Here is a 20411-nt window from a genome sequence, read left to right as displayed (position 1 = left end):
AGGTGCCCACCTCTCCCACCTCTTCCACCTCTTCCCCCCGCAGCAGCGGCATCATCCCGGCCCAGAAGCGCGCTGCGACGACCCCCCTCACCGGCGTCGATCCCGGCCGATGGCCCGACGTCGCCGCCCAGCCGCGGGCCTCCGCCATCAGGACGGCCGTGGCCGAACGGCTCGTACGGCACGCGCTGTCCAGGCTTCCGCTGCGCGCCCGCTTCGCCGGCCGCGACAGCATCGGGCTCGGCGGACCGCTCATGGAGATCCGCCGGCCCGACGCGTTCTTCCGGCGGATCGGCGCGGGCGGCCTCATCGGGTTCGGCGAGTCGTACATGGCCGGGGAGTGGGACTCGCCCGACCTCGTCGGAGTGCTGAGCGTCCTCGCCGGGAACGCCGCGCACCTCGTCCCCGCACCGCTGCAGAAGCTGCGCGGCCTGTGGGCCCTGCGGCAGCCCGCCTCGCAGTCCAACACCCCCGAGGGCTCACGGGAGAACATCAGCCACCACTACGACCTGTCGAACGACCTCTTCGCCCTCTTCCTCGACGAGACGCTGAGCTACTCCTCGGCGGTCTTCCGCGGCTTCCCCGCCGAGCAGGGCCTGCTCCCCGCCGCCCAGCACCGGAAGATCGACCTGCTGCTCGACCTGGCCGGCGTGGGCCCCGGCACCGAACTGCTGGAGATCGGCACCGGCTGGGGCGAACTCGCCATCCGCGCCGCCGCGCGGGGCGCCCGCGTCACCACCCTCACGCTCTCCCGGGAACAGCGGGAGCTGGCCCGGGGCCGCATCCGCCGGGCCGGTCACGAGGACCGGGTCGACGTGCGGCTCTGCGACTACCGGGACGCCACGGGGGAGTACGACGCGATCGTCAGCGTCGAGATGATCGAGGCCGTCGGCGAGGAGTTCTGGCCGGTGTACTTCCGGACACTGGAGCGCTGCCTCGCCCCCGGCGGGCGCATCGCGCTCCAGGCCATCACCATGCCGGACGACCGGATGCTCGCCAGCCGCAGCACCTACACCTGGATCCAGAAGTACATCTTCCCCGGCGGGCTGCTCCCCTCCACCGAGGCCGTCGAACGCGTCACCACCGCCCACACCGGCCTGCGGACGAGACAGCGCACCACCTTCGGCACGCACTACGCCGAGACCCTGAGGCTCTGGCGGGAGCGCTTCGAGGAGCGGGCCGCCCAGGTCGACGCGCTCGGCTTCGACGCGACCTTCCGCCGGATGTGGACCTTCTACCTCGCCTACTCCGAGGCCGGATTCCGGTCCGGCTACCTCGATGTGCAGCAGATTCTCCTGACCCGTGAGGACACCGCGTGAACACCTTTGCCGACACCCCGCGCGCCGGAGCGGCGCAGCGGATCGCGCCGGTCGTCGAGCAGTTCCTCGGCGGTCCGCCGCCGGTCAGGATCAGGATGTGGGACGGTAGCGAGACCGGCCCCGAGGACGCCCCCACGGTGCATGTACGCTCCCGCCGCGCGCTGCGCAGGCTCCTGTGGCAGCCGGGCGAACTCGGCCTCGCCGAGGCCTACATCACCGGTGACATCGACATCGCCGACGACCTCGGCGATGGCCTGCGCGCCATGCGCCGCGCGTCACGGGAACAGGGCCTCGGCCTTCCCCGTCCCCGCGTCGCCGACCGCCTGCGGGCGGCCGGGACCGCACTGCGCCTCGGCGCGGTCGGCCCCCGCCCGCCGGTTCCTGCCGCCCGGGCGGGGCTCAGCGGCGCCCTGCACAGCAAGGCCCGCGACCGGGCGGCCATCAGCCACCACTACGACCTGTCGAACGCCTTCTACTCCCTGCTGCTCGACGAGACCATGGCCTACTCGTGCGGCTACTGGACCGGCACCGGCCCGGAGTACGGACCGGCCGACGCCCAGCGCGACAAGCTGGAGCTGATCTGCCGCAAGCTCGGGCTGCGGCCCGGCGCCCGGCTCCTCGACATCGGCTGCGGCTGGGGGTCCCTGACCCTCCACGCGGCGGGCAGGCACGGGGTCCGCGTCACGGCGGTCACCCTGGCCAGGGAGCAGGCGGCGTACGTACGCGGACAGGTGGCGGAACGCGGCCTGGAGGACCTCGTCGAGGTGCACTGCCGCGACTACCGCGACGTCCCCGGCCTGCCCGACTTCCGGGGCGGATACGACGCCGTGTCCACCGTGGAGATGGGGGAGCACGTCGGGGACGCCGAGTACCCGGCCTTCACCGCGCTGCTCCACTCCGTGCTCCGGCCGGGGGGCCGCGCCCTGGTCCAGCAGATGTCCCGGGGCTCCACCGCCCCCGGGGGAGGGGCCTTCATCGAGTCGTACATCGCCCCGGACATGCACATGCGCCCGCTCGGTGAGACGGTCGGGCTCCTCGAAGGGGCGGGGCTGGAGGTCCGTGACGTGGAATCGATGCGCGAGCACTACGTGCTGACCGTCGAGGCGTGGCACCGCACGCTGGAGGAGCGCTGGCCCCAGTTCACGGCCCTCGTCGGTGAGGAGACCGCCCGGGTGTGGCGCCTCTACCTGGTGGGCGGCGCCCTCGCCTTCGAGGAGCGGCGCATGGGCGTGGACCAGATCCTCTCGGTCCGGCCCGGCGCCGAGGGCTCGGCGGGCATGCCCCTCACCCGCCACGGCTGGTACGAGGGCCTCGGCCGGCCGGCCGGACGGGGCGGCCGTGCCCAGGACGCCGCCGGGCCGCGCACGGGGGCCGGCCGGTGAACGGCTTCGCCTGGCAGGAGTTCGCCACGAACCTGGCGGCTGCGGGGGGCGCGGCCCTCGCCGTCATGCTCGTGACGTTCCTGACCGCCCTGCGCAAGGGGATGCACAGGATCGTGGACGTCGCGTGGGGCCTCGGCTTCGCGGCCGTCGCCCTCGTCTCGTACGCCATGTCGGCCGGTGACGGCGACGACGCGCGCCGGCTCCTGGTGACCGTGCTGACCGTGGTGTGGGGCGGGCGCCTCGCCGTGCACATCGGACGGCGGGGCCGGGGCCACGGGGAGGACCCGCGCTACGAGGCCATGCTGGCCAAGGCGCCGGGCCGTCCCGCGCTGTACGCCCTGCGGAAGGTCTATCTGCTCCAGGGCGCGCTGGTCTGGCTCGTCTCCCTGCCGGTACAGGCCGGGTACTACCTTCCGGGGCCGCTCGACGCGTGGGCCTGGGCGGGGGCGGCGCTGTGGGCCGTGGGGCTCGTCTTCGAGGGGGTGGGCGACGCGCAGCTCGCCCGCTTCAAGCGCGACCCGGCGAACAGGGGCCGGATCATGGACCGGGGGCTGTGGTCCTGGACCCGGCACCCGAACTACTTCGGCGACTTCTGCGTCTGGTGGGGGCTCTTCCTCGTCGTCTGCGGCGACCCCGCGGTCGCGGCCACCACCCTCGTGTCGCCCGTGGTGATGAGCCTCCTGCTGACCAAGGGCAGCGGCAAGGCCCTGCTGGAGCGGCACATGGAGGGACGGCCGGGATACGCCGAGTACGCCGCCCGCACCAGCGGCTTCCTCCCGCTGCCCCCGGGGACGCTCCGCCGGGGCTGAACCACCGGACAGGGGTGTGCCCCCGGCCTCGCAATCGGGCCGGGGGCACACCCGCGTGACGACTGCTCAGGCGTCCCGGAACTCCATCAGCGCCACCGGCGCGGAGGTCGGCTGATCGGACCCGCCCGTCGGCTCGACGGTGATGCCCATGCCGGAGGCCCGGTCCACGGGCCCGTCCAGCAGGACCGCGTCGTCCGTCGCGGACGGATTCATCAGCCCGGCCGACCGCATGCCGCCGGCGTCGTCGAACCACAGCTGGTACACCTTGCCGCCGGGCGGCGGCGCCATGTCCGAGGCGAGGAACACCGCCCGGTTCACGCTCTTCGAGACGACCACGGTGCCCCGGGCGCCGTTCCCGAGATCCGCGGCGGTGGTCGTCGCGTCCGGCGCGGTGAGCACCCGCGCCACCTGTTCGTTGTGCCGCTGGGCCCGGTCGGTCTCCTGCCGGGCGTCCTGAGCGACCTGGTTCTGCCACACGGCGACCCCGCCGAACGCGGCAGCGGCGGCGACGCAGGCCGCGAGCGCGTACGTCGACCAGCGGCCGGCCCGCCCGGAGGGGGACCCGGCGCGCGGGCTCCCGGCATGCGGCGGCGGCTCCTGCCGTACGGTCGCGATGTCCCGCAGCACCCGCTCCCGCAGCGCGGGCGGCGGGGCGGCGGAGACTGCGAGCCCGAGCCGGGCGGCGGTGGCCGACAGCTCGCGCACCTCCTGGGCACACGCCTCGCAGGCGCCCAGATGCCGTTCGAACTCGACGCGCTCGTCCTCGGGCAGAGCGTGCAGGGCGTAGGCCCCGGTCAGCGTGTGCAGCTCGGCCGTGCTCATGCGCTCACCCCCAGGCAGTCGCGCAGCCGGATCAGTCCGTCGCGCAGTCGTGTCTTGATCGTTCCCAGCGGTACGGACAGCAGCTCGCCGACCTCGCGATACGTCAGTCCGCGGTAGTACGCCAGCGTCACCGACTCCCGCTGGAGCTCGGAGAGGGTCCGCAGACAGCGCCGGACCTGCTCCCTCTCCAGCCGGGACTCGACCTGCTCGGACACCTCGTCGAAGTCCGGGGTGCGGTCCAGCAGCGCGGCCCTGTGCTCCCGCGCGGCCGCGGCCGCGGCCGAGCGGACGCGGTCCACCGCGCGGCGGTGCGCGAGCGTCAGCACCCAGTTCATGGCGCTGCCCCGGGACGGCTGGTAGCGGGCGGCGGTGCGCCACATCTCGACCAGGACCTCCTGGGCCACCTCCTCCGACTGGGCCGGGTCCCGGAGCACGCTCCGCACCAGACCGAGGACCGGCCCGCTGACCTGGTCGTACACCTGGGTGAAGGCGTCCTGGTCGCCACGGGCGACCTGGACGAGCAAATCGTCCAGGCGGGGGCCCGGCGAGGGGACCCCACTGATGTGTACGGCTTCTCTCACGCGGACGATCCTCCCGGAGCACGCATCGGTTTCCTGACTGATTCGGAGCCGGCGCCTCTCCGGATTGGTCGAACAGGCTATGGATTCGCGGGACCGGCCCCTGCCGGGGCCCGCGTCGGCCCGGTCCGGGACCCCAGGGCCGCGCGGACGACGAGGAAGACCACCAGGCCGATCGGTGAGAGAAGGACCGTCAGCACCAGCACGGGGCCCATGACGAGCGGGCGCACCCCCCGTCGGCGCGACTCCAGGAAGATCCACTGCCCGAGCAGCAGATCCCACGCGATGATCTGTGCCCAGACCCCCCCGGCGCCGTTCGCCGACGCCGTGAGCTCGCGGAAGGTGTCGATGTCGGGGCTGCTCACCGCCGCCCACAGTTCGGGGAACACCGGGACGGCCATCACGGCCCAGAGAGTCAGCACCGGAAGGACGGTCAGCGGGGAGGCGGCCACGCGGGCGGTCAGGGGCCGGTGCGGCGCGAAGATCATGAGCAGCCAGAACGGGGCGACCGTCATGAACGTGAACTCGAAGAGGGCTCCGGTCATGACACGAGCTCCTTGTCCTGCGCACCGGCCGGCGGGGCGGAGCCGTCACGCCGCAGCGCGCCGAGGGCTCCGGCGGCCGTGGCGGCGGCGATCAGCCCCGCGGCGGCGAGCGTCGCCCCGTCGGGGTGGACCAGCGGCTGACCGCGCAGCGCCTGCCAGGTCACCAGGGCCACGACCGCGGCGTACGCGCCGGAGGCGACGAGCACCAGACGCAGACGCACACGGGGGTCGCGCAGCCGGGTGACCCGGGGCGCGAGAGACATCAGCGCGAGCAGGAACAGCGGGAGCAGTTGCAGGGCGTGCATGCCCACGAAGTGCGGGACGCGCAGGTCGCCGCCCGTCGTCGACCAGCCCGTCAGGGCCATCGAGGGTCCGCCGTCCGGCACGCCGACCGCGTGGGCGCCGACCACGTCGGCGGTGTCGAGACCGCCCGCCGCCCGCTGTCCGGCGGAGGGCCGGGTCATGAGGAAACCGAACGCGGCACCCACGAGGGCGATCAGCACCCCGGACCGTACGGCCCAGGCGGAGGCGCGGTCTGCGATCCTTGCCCGGAGCAGCAGGACCGCGATGACGAGGGTGCCCGCCCAGAGGATCACGACGGTGACGGCCATGACGTCGTAGAGCATCGAGTCGAGCGGGGTCGCCTGGTTGAAGTGGCTCCGCCTGCCCCTGATCACCTGGCCGGTGATGACCGCCATCTCCCCCGCGCACGCGAGGGCGACAACGGTGCCCGCCCACCACCCGACGCGCCTGCCCCGGGTCAGGAGCGTCAGCATCCACGCCAGGGCCAGGGCGTACGCCACGAAGGAGACGGCGAACTTGAACGGCTTGGCCCAGATCGCCGAGCCCGCCAGGACCCGTTCGTCCACCAGGATCCCCACCGCGGCGACGACGGCCATCACGGCCATCGCGGCGGCGAAGAGGACTAACGGCCGGTGCCATGTGCGCCAGGACTGCATGAGGACCCCCAGAGAAAAATAGATAGCAGCACTGTCTGCTATCCGATAGGGGAACTATCTATGATGGAGGTCGGCCTGGCAAGCTTCTGAAAGGTGAACGCACAGTGCGCATCGGTGAATTGAGCCGGCGGTCCGGGGTCCCGGTACCGACGATCAAGTTCTACGTACGGGAGGGGCTGCTGCCCGCGGGCGAGCTGACCAGCCCGAACCAGGCGCGGTACGGCGAGGGGCACGAGCGCAGGCTGAGGCTGATCAGGGCCCTCCTGGACGTCGGGGGGCTGCCCCTGTCCGCCATCGCGGAGGTCCTGACGTCGATCGACGACCCCGGGCAGCCGGTGCACGAGGTGCTCGGAGTGGCGGCCAACCGCATCACCTCCGCGGAGGCCGCGGAGCCCGGGTCGGCCGAGGAGCCCGGGTCGGCCGAGGCGCGCGAGGAGGTGGCCGCGCTGCTGGCGCGGCGCGGCTGGAGGGTGAGCGAGGACAACCCGGCGGCCCGGTCCCTGGCGGGTGTGCTGGCCGCGCTGCACAGGGCGGGCCACGGCGGATTCGCCGAGCTGCTCGATGTCTACGCGGACGCGGCGGAGCCCGTCGCCCACGCCGATCTCGACTACGTCCGGCGGCGGGTGGCCCGCGAGGACCTGGTGGAGAGCGTCGTCGTCGGCACGGTGCTCGGCGAGGCCATGTTCGGTGCCCTGCGGCGGCTCGCCCATGTCGAGGCCTCCGCCCGTGCGTACGGGGAGACGGGCCTGGCTGAGGGGGTGGGGCGGCCCTGAGGCGGGCGCGGCGGAGGGGCCGGGCGGCCCTGAGGCGGGCCGGGCGGTGGGGCGACACGGCGGAGCCCGGTCACCGTTCAGGACGGTGACCGGGCTCCGGGGTGCTCAGGGACGGCCCTCAGCCGGCGCTCTCCTGCTCGCGCTCCACCTGCTCGTTCCACTCGCGCTTCACCGCGCGCCAGGCGTCGTCGTTCTGGCCGAGGCGCCAGTAGCCCGAGATCGACAGCTGCTGGAGCGGGATGCCGCGCTCCAGACGCAGATGACGCCGGATCTCCTTGACGAATCCCGCCTCGCCGTGCACGAAGGCCTGCACCTCGCCCTCGGGGAAGTCCAGCCCGCTCACCGCCGCGATCAGGGACTCGCCCACCGGGCGGTCCCCGCGGTGCAGCCAGGTTACCGAGACGCCGTCGGGCGCCACGAGCTTCTGCTCCTCGGAGGCGTCCGGCACCTCGATGAAGGCGTGCACCAGCGCGTCCTGCGGCATCTGCTCCAGCGAGGCGGCGATCGCGGGAAGGGCGCTCTCGTCGCCCACCAGCAGGTGCCAGTCGGCCGAGGCCTCCGGCGCGTAACCCCCGCCGGGGCCCAGGAAGGTCACCTGGTCGCCGGGGGTCGCCCGTGCCGCCCAGGGGCCCGCGAGGCCCTCGTCGCCGTGCACCACGAAGTCGATCGCGAGCTCGCGGCTGCCCGCGTCCCACGAGCGCACCGTGTACGTACGGGTGGTGGGCCACAGCTCGCGGGGGTACTCCTCGCGGATGGCGGCCATGTCGAAGGGGTGGGCGTAGTCCGCACCCTCGGGGGCGAAGCACAGCTTGACGTAGTGGTCGGTGTAGCCGGCGAGGGTGAAATCGGCCAGGCCGTCGCCACCGAGGACCACACGCACCATGTGCGGAGTGATCTGCTCGGTGCGCAGAACCTGCGCCCCCTGCGCCTTCGGTGCCCGGCGTTGCGGCCGCTCTGCCACGAGGTTCTCCCTGCTCTGGACCAGCTCTTCTGACCTGTATGAGGTACTGAGTACTTAGGCTTACCTAAGCTAGCACCTTCAGGCCTGGAGCGTGAGAAGCAGTCGCTGCAGCGCTCCTCCCAGGCCCCACCGGGTGGCGAGTGCCTCCAGGGCCGCCGGGTCGCGCGGTTCACGCGGGAGCGCGGGATCGAACGGGGGCAGGGGCACGTCGTCCGCGACGCGGACCACCTTGGGGGCCACGGCCACGTACTCCCGCGCCTCGTCCAGCCGCTTGCGCTGGGACGGGGTGAGCCTGGCGGCCGGGTCGTCCACCGCGGCCATGATCCCGGCCAGGTCGCCGAAGGCGTCCAGCAGCTTCGCCGCCGTCTTCTCGCCGATCCCGGGGACGCCCGGCAGGCCGTCGCTCGGGTCGCCGCGGAGCAGGGCCAGATCGACGTATCCGGCGCCGTCCACGCCGTACTTCTCGCGCAGCCAGGCCTCGTCGGTCAGCTGGAGCGACCCCACGCCCTTCAGGGGGTAGAGCACGCGCACTCCCCGGGCGTCGTCGACCAGCTGGTAGAGGTCCCGGTCCCCGGTCACGATGTCCACGGGGCCGCCGGCCCGCCGGGCCAGCGTGCCGATCACGTCGTCCGCCTCGTACGGCGAGACGCCCACCCGGGCGATGCCCAGGGCGTCGAGCACCGCCTCGATGACGGGGACCTGGGGGGAGAGGGTGTCCGGGGTCTCCTCCTCGTCGGGCACGCCGACGGGGGTCTCGGCCGCCACGCGGTGCGCCTTGTACGTCGGGATCAGCTCGACCCGCCAGTGCGGACGCCAGTCCGCGTCCATACAGGCCACCAGGTCGTCCGGCCGGTGGTCCTGCACCAGCCTGGCGATGAAGTCAAGCAGACCGCGCACGGCGTTGACCGGGGTGCCGTCCGGTGCGCGCACCGAGTCCGGGACGCCGAAATAGGCGCGGAAGTAGAGGGAGGCGGTGTCGAGGAGCATCAGGCGTCGCGTCACACCCCGATGATGCCGCACCCCTGTGACAGTCGGCCCGCTGGTGCGGGAGAGGCGCGCGGTTCCCGTGATGCCGCTTTCTTTCGGGTGAGCTGGATCACACAAGTGTTTGGGTCGCGTAAGTGGGGGCAGGCGCGCCACCGGAGCGGACCACGTCCATTTTTCAACAAGTGCGCGTGCTCTGCGGGCCGAATCCGCACCGCTCCACGGTCTGCTGCGGGGGCGGCAGACCGTTTCGGTTCAACGCGTGAGGTGTATGTGTCAAGGCTGCAAGCGGAACACCTGTACAAGGTGTTCGGCAGACGACCCGATCAAGCCGTGCAGAGGCTCGAAGGCGGTACCCACCGCGACGAGCTGCGCGCCGACGGAACGACCGCAGCGGTGATCGACGCCTCGTTCACCGTGGAGCCGGGCCAGATCTTCGTCGTCATGGGGCTCTCGGGATCCGGGAAGTCCACCCTGCTGCGGATGCTCAACGGCCTGCTGGAGCCCACCGCCGGGCGGGTGCTCTTCGACGGCCAGGACCTGACCGCCCTGAGCCCCCGGGAGCTGCGCAGCGTCCGCTCCACCAAGATCAGCATGGTCTTCCAGCACTTCGCGCTCTTTCCCCACAGGAGCGTCCTGGAGAACGCCGCGTACGGCCTGGAGGTCCAGGGCGTACCGCGTGCCGAGCGTGAGGAACGCGCCGCCCAGGCGCTGGAGCTCACCGGCCTCGCCGGCTGGGAGAAGTCCTGGCCCGACGAGCTGTCCGGCGGTATGCAGCAGCGAGTGGGCCTCGCCCGCGCGCTCGCCACCGACGCCGACCTGCTCCTCATGGACGAGTCCTTCAGCGCGCTCGACCCGCTGATCCGCCGCGACATGCAGGACCAGCTCCTCGAACTCCAGAAGCGCCTGAAGAAGACCATCGTCTTCATCACCCACGACCTCAACGAGGCCATGCGCCTCGGCGACCGTATCGCCGTCATGCGTGACGGCGAGATCGTCCAGCAGGGCACCGCCGAGGACATCCTCGTGCGGCCCTCCAACGACTACGTCGCCTCGTTCATCCAGGACGTCGACCGCTCCAGGGTGCTCACGGCCGGTTCCATCATGGAGGTGCCCGCAGCGGGCCGCGCCCACGAGGACCTGCTGGCCGAGGCTCCCGCGACGGTGACCTCGGAGACTCCCATAGCCGAGCTCTTCGCCCCCTGCTCCACCAGCGGTGCGGCCGTCGCCGTCACCGACGAGGACGGCGGTGTCATCGGCCTCGTGCAGCGCGAGAGCCTGCTCGCCGCGCTCGGCGAGGAACCGCAGGTGGAGGCCCAGGCCGACACCCCGGTGCCCGCTCCCCGGGACGAGGCCGAGAAGGTGATCGCCGGTGCCTAGGCTCTCCTTCGGCAGCTGGGTCGAGGACGCGGTCGACTGGCTCCAGTCGAACCTGACCTGGATCTTCGACTTCATCAAGACCGTCCTCGGCGGTATGTACGACGGCGTCAACGCCGTGCTCAGCGGTGGTGAACCGCTCCTGATGGCCGGAATCTTCGCCGTCATCGCCTTCTGGCTGCGCGGTGTGATCCCCGCCGTGCTCACCTTCGTGGGCTTCGCGCTCATCGACTCCCTCGCCCTCTGGGACGAGGCGATGGCCACGCTCTCGCTGGTCGTCGTGGCCGCCGTCATCACCATCGTGATCGCGGTGCCCATGGGCATCTGGGCGGCGCGCAACAACCGGGTCAGCGCCGCGCTGCGGCCCGTCCTGGACGTCATGCAGACGATGCCCGCCTTCGTCTACCTGATCCCCGGCGTCATGTTCTTCGGCGTCGGCGTCACCCCCGGCGTCATCGCCACGATCGTCTTCGCGATGCCGCCCGGCGTCCGGATGACCGAGCTCGGCATCCGCCAGGTCGACGGCGAGCTGGTCGAGGCGGCCGAGGCCTTCGGCACCACGCCCAAGCACACCCTCACCCGGGTGCAGCTGCCGCTGGCCCTGCCGACGATCATGGCCGGAATCAACCAGGTCATCATGCTGGCCCTGTCGATGGTCGTCATCGGCGGCATGGCCGGTGCCGGCGGCCTCGGTGAGAAGGTCTACGCCGCGATCACCCAGCTCCAGGTCGGCCTCGCCGCCGAGAGCGGGATCGCCGTCGTCATCCTCGCCATGTACCTGGACCGGATGACCGGAGCGCTCAACGAGCGGGTCTCCCCGCTCGGCCGCCGCGCCGCCGCCAAGGCCGCGGCGGGTGCCCGCCGGCTCAAGTTCGCCCACTACAAGCCCGGAACGGCCGTCGCGATGACCGGTGTCATCGTCCTGGCGCTCGTCGCGGGCGGCCTCAACATCGCCGGGTCCTCCGACTCGAAGGGCGCGCAGGCCGACGCCTCGGACGTCGGCAAGGGCCAGAAGATCAACATGGGCTACATCCCCTGGGACGAGGGCATCGCCTCCACGTTCCTGTGGAAGGAGATCCTGGAGCAGCGCGGCTACGAGACCGGCATCACCCAGCTCGACGCCGGCCCGCTCTACTCCGGTGTGGCCCGCGGCGACATCGACTTCCAGACGGACTCCTGGCTGCCGACGACGCACAAGGACTACTGGGACAAGTACAGCGACCAGCTGGACGATCTCGGTTCCTGGTACGGCCCGACCTCGCTGGAGCTGACGGTTCCCTCGTACGTGAAGGGCATCGACTCCCTCGCGGACCTCAAGGGCCAGGGCAAGAAGTTCAACGGCAAGATCATCGGCATCGAGGCCAGTGCCGGGATGATGGGCACCCTCAACAAGAAGGTGCTCAAGGAGTACGGCCTGGAGGGCGAGTACGAGGTCGTCTCCTCCAGCACCTCCTCGATGCTGGCCGAGCTCAACGCCTCCATCAAGAAGAAGGAGCCCGTCGTGGTGACCCTGTGGTCGCCGCACTGGGCCTACGGCAAGCACGACCTGAAGAAGCTCGCGGACCCGAAGGGTGCCTGGGGCAAGGGCGAAGAGGTCCACACCGTCGCGCACAAGGGCTTCGCGGAGAAGGCGCCCGCCGTCGCCAAGTGGCTCAAGGACTTCAAGCTCACCGAGAAGCAGCTCACCAGCCTCGAGAACGAGATCCAGAACGCCGGCCAGGGCAAGGAGCAGGACGGCGTCCGCAGCTGGCTGAAGAAGAACCCGGGCCTGGTCGACAAGCTGGCCCCCGTGCCGGGCGGTGGCAGCTCGCAGCAGGGCAAGGACGCGGGCAAGACCGTCAACATGGGGTACTTCCCCTGGGACGAGGCCATCGCCTCCACTTACCTGTGGCAGAACATGCTGGAGGACCGGGGGTACAAGACCACGGTCAAGCAGCTCGACCCGGGCCCGCTCTACACGGGTCTCGCGCAAGGCCAGCTCGACGTCCAGTTCGACTCCTGGCTGCCGACGACGCACAAGGACTACTGGGACCGGTACAAGGACAACCTCACCGATCTCGGTTCCTGGTACGGCCCGACCTCGCTGGAGCTGACGGTTCCCTCGTACGTGAAGGGCATCGACTCGCTCGCGGACCTCAAGGGTCAGGGCAAGAAGTTCAACGGCAAGATCATCGGCATCGAGTCGAGCGCCGGGATGATGGGCACCCTCAACAAGAAGGTGCTCAAGGAGTACGGCCTCGAAGGTGAGTACGAGGTGGTCTCCTCCAGCACCTCGTCGATGCTGGCCGAGCTGAACCGGTCGATCAAGAAGAAGGAGCCGGTCGTGGTGACCCTGTGGTCGCCGCACTGGGCCTACGGCAAGCACGACCTGAAGAAGCTCGAGGACCCGAAGGGTGCCTGGGGCGACGGCGAGCAGATCCACACGGTCGCCAAGAAGGACTTCGCCAAGGACTTCCCGGAGCTGACCGGCTGGCTGAAGGACTTCAAGCTCAGCGAGGCGCAGCTGGCCTCGCTGGAGGTGGAGATCCAGAAGGGCGGCGCGGGCAAGGAGAAGGAGTCCGCCCGCCGCTGGATGGACGCCAACCCGGACGTGGCGGAGAAGCTGACGCCCGTCGGCAGCTGATCCACGCGTCTCGCGGCAGCTGATCCAGGCGTTTCGCGGCAGCTGATCCACGCGTCTCGCGGCAGCTGATCCAGGCGTTTCGCGGCAGCTGATCCACCCGCCTCGTGGCGCTGATCCACGAGCCCGTCGGAGGCGGGTCCAGCTGCTCGTCCCATGAAGGGGGCGGCCCCGGTAGCGAACCGGGGCCGCCCCCTTCAGGCTGGTCGAAGGGAGTCCCCGAAGGTTCTCCGTCCCTCCACTTCCGCTCCATCCCGCCGACGACATGCGTAGGGTGCTGGCAACCGGGAGGATGGCGATCCGGGGAGGGAGCCGGACATGGACGACAAGGAAGCCCTTCGAGTGGGTGCCGCGGTTCGCCGACGCCGCAGGACCCTCGGACTCACCCTGGCCGCGGTGGCCGGGCGCAGCGGTCTGTCCGTACCGTTCCTCAGCCAGATCGAGAACGAACGGGCGAGACCCAGCCCCCGGTCCCTGGACCGGGTGGCGGAGGCGCTGGAGACCACGACCGAGCGGCTGAGGGCCGCGGCGGACTCGGCGCGCGCCGTGGACGTCGTGCGGGCGGACGACGAGGACGGTGTGCGCCGGCTCGTGCGGGGCCGCCACCAGCTCAGCGCGCTGGAGTTCGTCGGGGAGACGGACCTCGGGCAGGAGTTCCAGCACCGCAACGACGAGGTGATGTACGTCGTGGAGGGCGCCGTCGAGGTCGAGGCGGAGGGGCAGGCCCATCGGCTCGGCCGGGGCGACACCCTCTTCCTGTCCGGCGGGGTACGGCACCGGTGGCGGGCGACCGTCCCGGGCACCCGGCTGCTGGTGGTCTCGGTCGCCGAGCACATCGACGCGACCTACGACTCGCGCCGCTGACCCCGCCGGCGGCGCTCACCGCGCGGCACGGATCATGTGGCGCGGACCGCCGCCGGGCGCAGCGGCCTGGGCGCCGCCAGCAGCGCTCCGCTGAACAGCCCGCCCAGCGTCCGTACGCCCGCGACCGCCCAGGCGGTCACCAGCAGCGCGTAGAGCCCCACCGCCAGCCAGGTGAACGCGTCCAGTCCGGTGTGCCGGGCCAGTCCCGCCGCGCCCGTGACGCACGTGCCGACCGGGAAGGTGAACCCCCACCAGGTCATCGTGAACCCCATGCCGCGCCGGACCGCGCGCACCACCATCGCGCCGGACAGCGCCAGCCAGAGCAGGGCGAAGCCCATCACCGGCACCCCGTACAGCACGGCGAAGGCACCGAAGGCCGAGGCGTACGGCGCAGCGATCGCGCCCGGCGCCACATCGGCCAGCTGGTTCACCGCGGTCGTGGACTGGCCCAGCGGTCCGAGCACCAGGAACAGCGTCGGGGTCGCCGCGAGCGGCAGCGGGCCCTCGTGCACCAGCCGCGCGAAGACCAGGGGCACGATCACCAGGGTCGCCAGGATGGACAGCCCGAACATCGCGTAGCAGGCCAGCAGGAGCGCCTCGCGTGCCTGGCCGGGCGGCAGCTCGGGCACCAGCAGCGGCCCGACGGCGGCGGACACCATCGGGGCCACCAGGGGCAGCAGCCAGACCGGTGACGCGGTACCGGCCGCGGGACGGTGGCGTACGACCATCAGATACGGGATCACCACGGCCGCCGCGAGCCCCGCCACCGTGCCCGCCGTGAACAGCACCGCGTCCACGGCGACGGCCGCCGAGCGCCCGACGAGGTCCCGGCCCACCACCAGCGTGCCCGCGCCGACGGCGAGGAGCGCCATGGACAGGCAGCCGTGGAAGGGGGCGACGGCCGGGTCGAGGAGGTGCGCGCGGGCCTGGTCCCGGTGGGCGATCCAGTGCCCGGCACGGGCCACGAGGACGGTGACCAGCAGGACGGCGGACAGCGCCCACACCCCGGCGCAGACCGCGCGCAGGCCCGGCACGTCCACGGGCAGCGCGACGCCCGCGGTGGCCACGATGGCGGTGCCCATGACGGTCGCGTACCAGTTCGGGCCCAGATGCCGGAGCGAGGGGAGCCGTACGGCGGCGGGCCGGAGGGCGGGGGTCCCGGTCTTGGTATGCGGAAAGATGGCCATGCCACGATTCTCTGCGGGCGGCCCCCGGCCCACCAGGGAGCACGCGGCTATGGGGCCATAGGCTGGGGTTATGACCAGCCCGGAGCCTCTGCCCGCCGCCCTGCCCCACCGGGTCCCCGACCTGGGAGCCATGGTGCTGCTCCTCGCCGTCGCGCGGCACGGGAGCCTGGGCCGGGCGGCACGGGAGGTCGGCATCACCCAGCCCGCGGCCTCCAGCCGCATCCGGTCGATGGAGCGGCAGCTCGGTGTGGCGCTCCTGGACCGCTCGCCGCGCGGCTCCCGGCTGACCGACGCCGGGGCCCTGGTCACCGACTGGGCGCGGCGGGTCGTCGAGGCCGCCGAGGCCTTCGACGCGGGAGCGCAGGCGCTCCGCGACCGGCGGGACTCCCGGCTGCGGGTCGCGGCCAGCATGACGATCGCGGAGTACCTGATGCCCGGCTGGCTGATCGCCCTGCGCGCGGGCCGCCCGGACACGGCGGTCTCGCTGCTCGCCGGGAACTCCGCCGCCGTCGCGCAGCGGCTGCTCGCCGGTGAGGCCGACCTCGGCTTCGTCGAGGGCCTCTCCGTACCGGAAGGGCTCGACGGCACCGTCATCGCGCACGACCGGCTCGTCGTCGTGGTCGCCCCGTCCCACCCCTGGGCCCGCCGGCGTACGCAACTGACCCCACGGGAACTCGCGGCGGCCCCCCTGATCCTGCGCGAACGGGGCTCGGGCACCCGCCAGGTCCTGGACGCCGCACTCGCCGTGCACGGTGGTCTCGCGAGCCCGCTGCTCGAACTCTCCTCCACGACCGCGGTCAAGGGGGCGGCGGAGAGCGGTGCCGGGCCCTGCGTGCTGAGCGAACTGGCCCTGGACGAGGAACTGTCGGCCAGGCGCCTGGTCGAGGTCCCCGTCGCGGGCGTCCGGCTGCGCCGCCAGCTGCGCGCGGTCTGGCCCGCCGGCCACCGCCCGGCCGGCCCGGCCCGCGATCTGCTCTCCCTGACCGCGCATCCCTCGGGCCCGGCGCGGGGCTGAGTGCGCGGGGCCCCGGGGCCGGCGGCCGCTCTCCGGACGCCGGTTCATGTGCCGGACACCTCCGGTTGACCCCACGTCAGGACTGTTGCCCCCGGCCGGATTTCCATGAGACGAAGATCACTTCCGCTTGTGCGATCGGTGTGTGGATGTCGGTCGAATGTACCCATCTGCGCAGGTGGACGCGTTCATCCGCCGTCCCTACGGTCACTTGGCAGTCGCATCGCCGGAAGACCACGCGCACAGCGACGACGGACGCTCTCCTGACGGCGACGGGATGCCGATGGACGACGAGAAGGCGGGGGCGGACTTCCCCTACTGGAGCATCGACATGCCGGGGCTCGACGAGCGCCGCGCCGTCGAGCTGGCCGGTCTGGTCCGGCGGTCCGTCGCGGGGATCGTGCCGACGCTGGTGGATCCGAAGCTCTGGCTCACCCTCCACCTGGACAGGGAGACGGCCGAGGTGATCCGGGACGCCTTGGTCTCGGCCACGCCGACCGCGGTCACCGCGTCCCTGGTCGAGAGTTTCGACGAGTGGCTCGACCAGGCGGCCCAGGGCGGGGAAGGCGGGGCCGGCACCTCATGAGGCAGCGCGCGGCCCGGGGCCGGGGAGGCCGTGACTGCGAGGCGGGCCGCACCCGGCGCAGACACATCATCGAGGAAGCAGGGGGTTGCCCGTGGCCGCTGAGACACCGGCCGGCCCGCTCACCGCGCTCCTGGAGGGCGCTGCGGTCCGGTCCGTCGGCAGGGCCGCGGACATGGGCGTGATCGAGTTCGCCGGCTCAGCGGGCGAGAAGGTCATGCTCCATGTGCAGTGCCCCTTCCGGATCACGCACGAGGGAAAGACCCTCCTCGGGTCCGCCGACATGAGATATGCGCAGAAGGGAGCGGGAGCCACCGCCTTCGACGAGTTCCGCACGGTGTACGACGCCCGGGCGGCAACGCTCGACGGGGTGCTCGGGCAACTGCGCCCCACCGTGGACACCGTGACCGTCGGCGAGGCCGGGGAGTTCACCGTGACCTGGGCGCCCGCCTTCCGGCTCTCGGTCCTCCCCGACTGCTCCGGCGCCGTGGAGGCCTGGCGGGTGCTCGTACCCGGCGGCGCGCACCACGGATTCCCGCCGGACTCGGTCTGACACGGCCCGGCCCCCCGCTCCGCGACGCACGCGGAGCAGGGGGCCGGGCCGTGTGCGCGAGCCGCGCGGAGGTTCCGTCAGGCCCGGTCCCCGACGAGCCGCGCCGCTCCCGCGCGGGTGCGGGCCGCCTCCACCAGGGCTCGCATGATCCGCAGGTCGTCGCCCATCTCCGGGTGCCACTGCACGCCCAGCACCCACTGGTCGCCCGGCAGTTCGACCGCCTCCACCGTGCCGTCCGCCGCGTGCGCGGACGCCACCAGCCCCGGCGCGAGCCGGTCCACGGCCTGGTGGTGGTACGTCGGTACGGACGCCTCCTCCGGCACGAGCGAGGCGTACAGCGTGCCGGGGACCGGTGCCACCGTGTGCTCGCCCAGGACCCCGGCCTTGCCGAAGGGGCCCGCGTGGCCGTCCAGATGCTGGGTCAGAGTCCCGCCCAGCGCGACGTTGAGCAGCTGCATCCCCCGGCAGATCCCGAGGACCGGGGTACCCGCCTCGCGCGCCGCGCGCAGCAAGGCCACCTCCCAGCTGTCGCGTTCGTGCGCCGGAGGGCCGGTCCTGAAGTCGCGCTCCGCGCCGTACAGCCCGGGATCGACGTCCGCGCCGCCCGCGATCACCAGCCCGTCCAGCCTGGCCACCACCGCCGCGGCCCGCCCGGCCTCGTCCGGCGGGAGCAGCGCGGCCAGGCCGCCGGAGCGCTGGACCAGCCGCGGATAGGCGGAGGGGAGCACCGCCGCGGGGAGTTCCCAGACGCCCCAGCGAGCCGCCGGCTCCAGATAGGTCGTGACGCCGATGAGCGGTTCGTGCATGGTGCGGTCCCTCCGGCGGCCGGTCTGCGGACCGGCCCGGTGCAATGGTGTTGCGTCATACCTTTGTTCGTACCGGGCCGACGCGCAAGAGCAGTGATCCGGAAGGGCGGGATCAAGCCAGGAAGCCCCGGAGCAGCGCCGCCGTCCCCGCGCAGTGCTCCCGCATCACCGCACGGGCCGCCTCCTCATCGCCTTCGAGGACCGCCTCGACGAGCGCGGTGTGCTGATGCTGCGAATGCTCCAGATTGCGTACCAGCAGGGGGATGCAGTCCAGCAGGTCGTTGACGCTCGCCCGGACGGCCGCGTAACGCGCCGCGAGGGAGGGGGAGCCGGAGAGCTCGGCGAGCGTCAGATGGAGGAGGGTGTCGAGCCTGCGGTATTCGGGCAGAGGTGCCTCGTGTGTCGCCGCCAGAGCCGCCCGGAGCCGCTCCGCCCCCTCGTCGTCGAGGCCGCGCGACGCGCACAGACCGGCCGCGCCCGTCTCCAGCACCTCCCGGAACAGCAGGAGGTCCTCGGTCCCGGCGTCCGCCACCCGGCGGCGCAGCTCACCGCCGTCGGCCGGGCGGCTGCGGGGCAGCACGAACGTGCCGCCGTAACGGCCGCGCCTGGACTCCACCAGCCCCTGGTCCTGGAGCACCTTCAGCACCTCGCGCAGGGTGACCCGGCTGATCCCGAGGAGCGCGGCCAGCTCGCGCTCGGCCGGAAGCCGTCCGCCCGCGGGCACCAGGCCGAGCCGGACCACCTGGAGGATCTGCTCCAGCGCCTCCTCGAAGCCGTTGCCCGCGCGGACCGGCCGCAGCGCCGGCAGCAGCGTGCCCGGCGGCCCGTGCTCCCCGTTCTCCTCCGCCACGTCCCGATTCCCTTCCCCCCAATGGTTTTCTCCCATACCTTAGACCGACCCAACGAGGAGTGTCCCGTGGCAGACCGAACACCTCCGCTCCAGATCGAGGAGCTGCGCGTGCTCGTCGGGAGCGGGGAGATCGACACCGTCGTCCTCGCCTTCCCCGACATGCAGGGCCGGTTGCAGGGCAAGCGGTTCGCGGCGTCCTTCTTCCTCGACGAGGTGCTGGAACACGGCACGGAGGGCTGCAACTACCTGCTCGCCGTCGACACGGACATGAACACCGTCGACGGATTCGCCATGTCCTCCTGGTCCAACGGCTACGGCGACTTCGCCATGCACCCCGACCTCGCCACCCTGCGCAGAATCCCCTGGCACGAGGGGACGGCCCTGGTCATGGCCGATCTCGCCTGGGAGGACGGCACCCCGGTCGTCGCCGCGCCCCGCCAGATCCTCCGGCGGCAGCTGGAGAGGCTCGCCGCACACGGCCTGACCGCCCACGTCGGCACCGAACTCGAATTCATCGTCTTCAAGGACACCTACGAGCAGGCATGGGACCGCGACTACCGCGGACTCACCCCGGTCAACCAGTACAACATCGACTACTCCGTCCTCGGCACCGGCCGCATCGAGCCCCTGCTGCGCCGCATCCGCAACGAGATGGCGGCCGCCGGGCTCACCGTGGAGTCCGCCAAGGGCGAGTGCAACCCGGGCCAGCACGAGATCGTCTTCCGCTACGACGAGGCCCTCACCACCTGCGACCAGCACGCCGTGTACAAGACGGGCTCCAAGGAGATCGCCGCCCAGGAAGGCGTCGCGCTCACCTTCATGGCCAAGTTCAACGAGCGCGAGGGCAACTCCTGCCACATCCACCTCTCCCTCAGGGACACCGCGGGAGACAGCGTCATGGCGGACCGGGACGGCACCATGTCGCCCCTGATGCGCCGCTTCCTCGCGGGCCAGCTCGCCGCCCTGCGCGACTTCTCCCTGCTGTACGCGCCGAACATCAACTCCTACAAACGGTTCCAGCCCGGCTCCTTCGCCCCGACCGCCGTCGCCTGGGGCCACGACAACCGCACCTGCGCCCTGCGCGTCGTCGGACACGGGCGCTCCCTGCGCTTCGAGAACCGGCTGCCCGGCGGCGACGTCAACCCGTACCTCGCGGTCGCCGGCCTCGTCGCCGCCGGACTCCACGGCATCGAGAACGCACTCGAACTCCCCGAGGCCTGCGAGGGCAACGCCTACACCGCCGGATACGACCAGGTCCCCACCACACTCCGCGAGGCAGCCGGGCTCTGGGAGAGCAGCGGCATCGCCCGCGCGGCCTTCGGCGACGAGATCGTCGCGCACTACCGCAACATGGCCCGCGTCGAACTGGAGGCCTTCGACGCCGCGGTGACCGACTGGGAGCTCCGCCGCTCCTTCGAACGTCTGTGAGG

At 72.2% G+C, this 20411-nt stretch carries 20 protein-coding genes; 11 read left to right on the top strand and 9 right to left on the bottom strand.

The features are described 5' to 3' along the window. The first annotated feature begins 50 nt into the window (after positions 1–50). The 3 genes from ACWCQM_RS25715 to ACWCQM_RS25705 are packed head-to-tail and all read left to right on the top strand — an operon-like array spanning position 51 to position 3507. Positions 51–1316 carry a class I SAM-dependent methyltransferase gene (locus ACWCQM_RS25715; protein ID WP_450917517.1) on the top strand — a complete coding sequence of 422 codons (1266 nt, stop codon included), beginning with the start codon at positions 51–53 and terminating at the stop codon, positions 1314–1316. Further along, a complete protein-coding gene (locus ACWCQM_RS25710) occupies positions 1313–2698 on the top strand; it encodes a class I SAM-dependent methyltransferase (protein ID WP_450917492.1) in 1386 nt (461 codons plus the stop codon). Before ACWCQM_RS25715 ends, ACWCQM_RS25710 begins: the two co-directional genes overlap by 4 nt. Further along, on the top strand, positions 2695–3507 hold the full coding sequence (locus ACWCQM_RS25705) for a DUF1295 domain-containing protein (protein ID WP_450917491.1): 813 nt from the start codon (positions 2695–2697) through the stop codon (positions 3505–3507). The genes ACWCQM_RS25710 and ACWCQM_RS25705 overlap by 4 nt, the downstream gene beginning before the upstream one ends. A gap of 66 nt (positions 3508–3573) precedes the next feature. Here ACWCQM_RS25705 and ACWCQM_RS25700 read toward each other — a convergent pair whose 3' ends face one another. The 4 genes from ACWCQM_RS25700 to ACWCQM_RS25685 all read right to left on the bottom strand — a co-directional run bounded on the left by ACWCQM_RS25700 (position 3574) and on the right by ACWCQM_RS25685 (position 6411). After that, complete coding sequence (locus ACWCQM_RS25700) at positions 3574–4329, bottom strand: anti-sigma factor (protein WP_450917490.1); 756 nt, start codon at positions 4327–4329, stop codon at positions 3574–3576. After that, positions 4326–4910 (bottom strand): sigma-70 family RNA polymerase sigma factor, encoded by a 585-nt coding sequence (locus ACWCQM_RS25695; RefSeq protein WP_450917489.1) that lies wholly within the window; start codon positions 4908–4910, stop codon positions 4326–4328. Before ACWCQM_RS25695 ends, ACWCQM_RS25700 begins: the two co-directional genes overlap by 4 nt. A gap of 77 nt (positions 4911–4987) precedes the next feature. Next, entirely contained in the window at positions 4988–5452 is a 465-nt protein-coding gene (locus tag ACWCQM_RS25690) for an ABA4-like family protein (RefSeq protein ID WP_450917488.1), read from the bottom strand. Beyond that, positions 5449–6411, bottom strand: coding sequence for a hypothetical protein (locus ACWCQM_RS25685; RefSeq protein WP_450917487.1), 963 nt, complete (start codon positions 6409–6411; stop codon positions 5449–5451). Before ACWCQM_RS25685 ends, ACWCQM_RS25690 begins: the two co-directional genes overlap by 4 nt. A 104-nt stretch (positions 6412–6515) precedes the next feature. On the opposite strand from ACWCQM_RS25685, the gene ACWCQM_RS25680 reads away from it, so the two are divergent. Continuing rightward, positions 6516–7184: a MerR family transcriptional regulator gene (locus ACWCQM_RS25680; protein WP_450917486.1), complete on the top strand. Its 669-nt coding sequence runs from the start codon at positions 6516–6518 to the stop codon at positions 7182–7184. Positions 7185–7302: 118 nt separating this feature from the next. Here the strand turns inward: ACWCQM_RS25680 and ACWCQM_RS25675 are convergent, their stop codons facing one another. Both ACWCQM_RS25675 and ACWCQM_RS25670 read right to left on the bottom strand, forming a co-directional pair. Continuing rightward, positions 7303–8145: a siderophore-interacting protein gene (locus tag ACWCQM_RS25675; RefSeq protein ID WP_450917485.1), complete on the bottom strand. Its 843-nt coding sequence runs from the start codon at positions 8143–8145 to the stop codon at positions 7303–7305. Positions 8146–8223: 78 nt separating this feature from the next. After that, a complete protein-coding gene (locus tag ACWCQM_RS25670; protein ID WP_450917516.1) occupies positions 8224–9132 on the bottom strand; it encodes a 5'-3' exonuclease in 909 nt (302 codons plus the stop codon). Positions 9133–9396: 264 nt separating this feature from the next. Between ACWCQM_RS25670 and ACWCQM_RS25665 the strand changes: the two genes are divergently transcribed. The 3 genes from ACWCQM_RS25665 to ACWCQM_RS25655 all read left to right on the top strand — a co-directional run bounded on the left by ACWCQM_RS25665 (position 9397) and on the right by ACWCQM_RS25655 (position 13990). Then, positions 9397–10509, top strand: a complete 1113-nt coding sequence (locus ACWCQM_RS25665) for a quaternary amine ABC transporter ATP-binding protein (protein ID WP_450917484.1) — start codon at positions 9397–9399, stop codon at positions 10507–10509. Beyond that, positions 10502–13129 carry an ABC transporter permease/substrate binding protein gene (locus tag ACWCQM_RS25660; RefSeq protein WP_450917483.1) on the top strand — a complete coding sequence of 876 codons (2628 nt, stop codon included), beginning with the start codon at positions 10502–10504 and terminating at the stop codon, positions 13127–13129. The genes ACWCQM_RS25665 and ACWCQM_RS25660 overlap by 8 nt, the downstream gene beginning before the upstream one ends. A 315-nt stretch (positions 13130–13444) precedes the next feature. After that, positions 13445–13990 (top strand): helix-turn-helix domain-containing protein, encoded by a 546-nt coding sequence (locus ACWCQM_RS25655; RefSeq protein ID WP_267076696.1) that lies wholly within the window; start codon positions 13445–13447, stop codon positions 13988–13990. A gap of 32 nt (positions 13991–14022) precedes the next feature. Here the strand turns inward: ACWCQM_RS25655 and ACWCQM_RS25650 are convergent, their stop codons facing one another. Then, positions 14023–15177: a TDT family transporter gene (locus ACWCQM_RS25650; RefSeq protein WP_450917482.1), complete on the bottom strand. Its 1155-nt coding sequence runs from the start codon at positions 15175–15177 to the stop codon at positions 14023–14025. A gap of 70 nt (positions 15178–15247) precedes the next feature. Between ACWCQM_RS25650 and ACWCQM_RS25645 the strand changes: the two genes are divergently transcribed. The 3 genes from ACWCQM_RS25645 (at position 15248) to ACWCQM_RS25635 (ending at position 17325) form a co-directional block, all read left to right on the top strand. After that, the gene (locus tag ACWCQM_RS25645; RefSeq protein ID WP_267076698.1) at positions 15248–16192 is read left to right on the top strand and encodes a LysR family transcriptional regulator; all 945 of its coding nucleotides are present in this window, start codon (positions 15248–15250) and stop codon (positions 16190–16192) included. 208 nt (positions 16193–16400) lie between these two features. Next, the gene (locus ACWCQM_RS25640) at positions 16401–16775 is read left to right on the top strand and encodes a hypothetical protein (protein ID WP_450917481.1); all 375 of its coding nucleotides are present in this window, start codon (positions 16401–16403) and stop codon (positions 16773–16775) included. 91 nt (positions 16776–16866) lie between these two features. After that, positions 16867–17325, top strand: a complete 459-nt coding sequence (locus ACWCQM_RS25635; RefSeq protein ID WP_450917480.1) for a hypothetical protein — start codon at positions 16867–16869, stop codon at positions 17323–17325. A gap of 77 nt (positions 17326–17402) precedes the next feature. Here ACWCQM_RS25635 and ACWCQM_RS25630 read toward each other — a convergent pair whose 3' ends face one another. Both ACWCQM_RS25630 and ACWCQM_RS25625 read right to left on the bottom strand, forming a co-directional pair. Then, complete coding sequence (locus ACWCQM_RS25630; protein WP_450917479.1) at positions 17403–18131, bottom strand: gamma-glutamyl-gamma-aminobutyrate hydrolase family protein; 729 nt, start codon at positions 18129–18131, stop codon at positions 17403–17405. Positions 18132–18243: 112 nt separating this feature from the next. Next, positions 18244–18981, bottom strand: coding sequence for a FadR/GntR family transcriptional regulator (locus ACWCQM_RS25625; protein ID WP_450917478.1), 738 nt, complete (start codon positions 18979–18981; stop codon positions 18244–18246). A 66-nt stretch (positions 18982–19047) separates the two neighbouring features. On the opposite strand from ACWCQM_RS25625, the gene ACWCQM_RS25620 reads away from it, so the two are divergent. Beyond that, on the top strand, positions 19048–20409 hold the full coding sequence (locus ACWCQM_RS25620; RefSeq protein ID WP_450917477.1) for a glutamine synthetase family protein: 1362 nt from the start codon (positions 19048–19050) through the stop codon (positions 20407–20409). Positions 20410–20411 lie beyond the last annotated feature (2 nt).

Source organism: Streptomyces sp. NPDC002125, from assembly GCF_053593715.1.
This window is presented reverse-complemented; position numbering and strand designations above follow the sequence as displayed.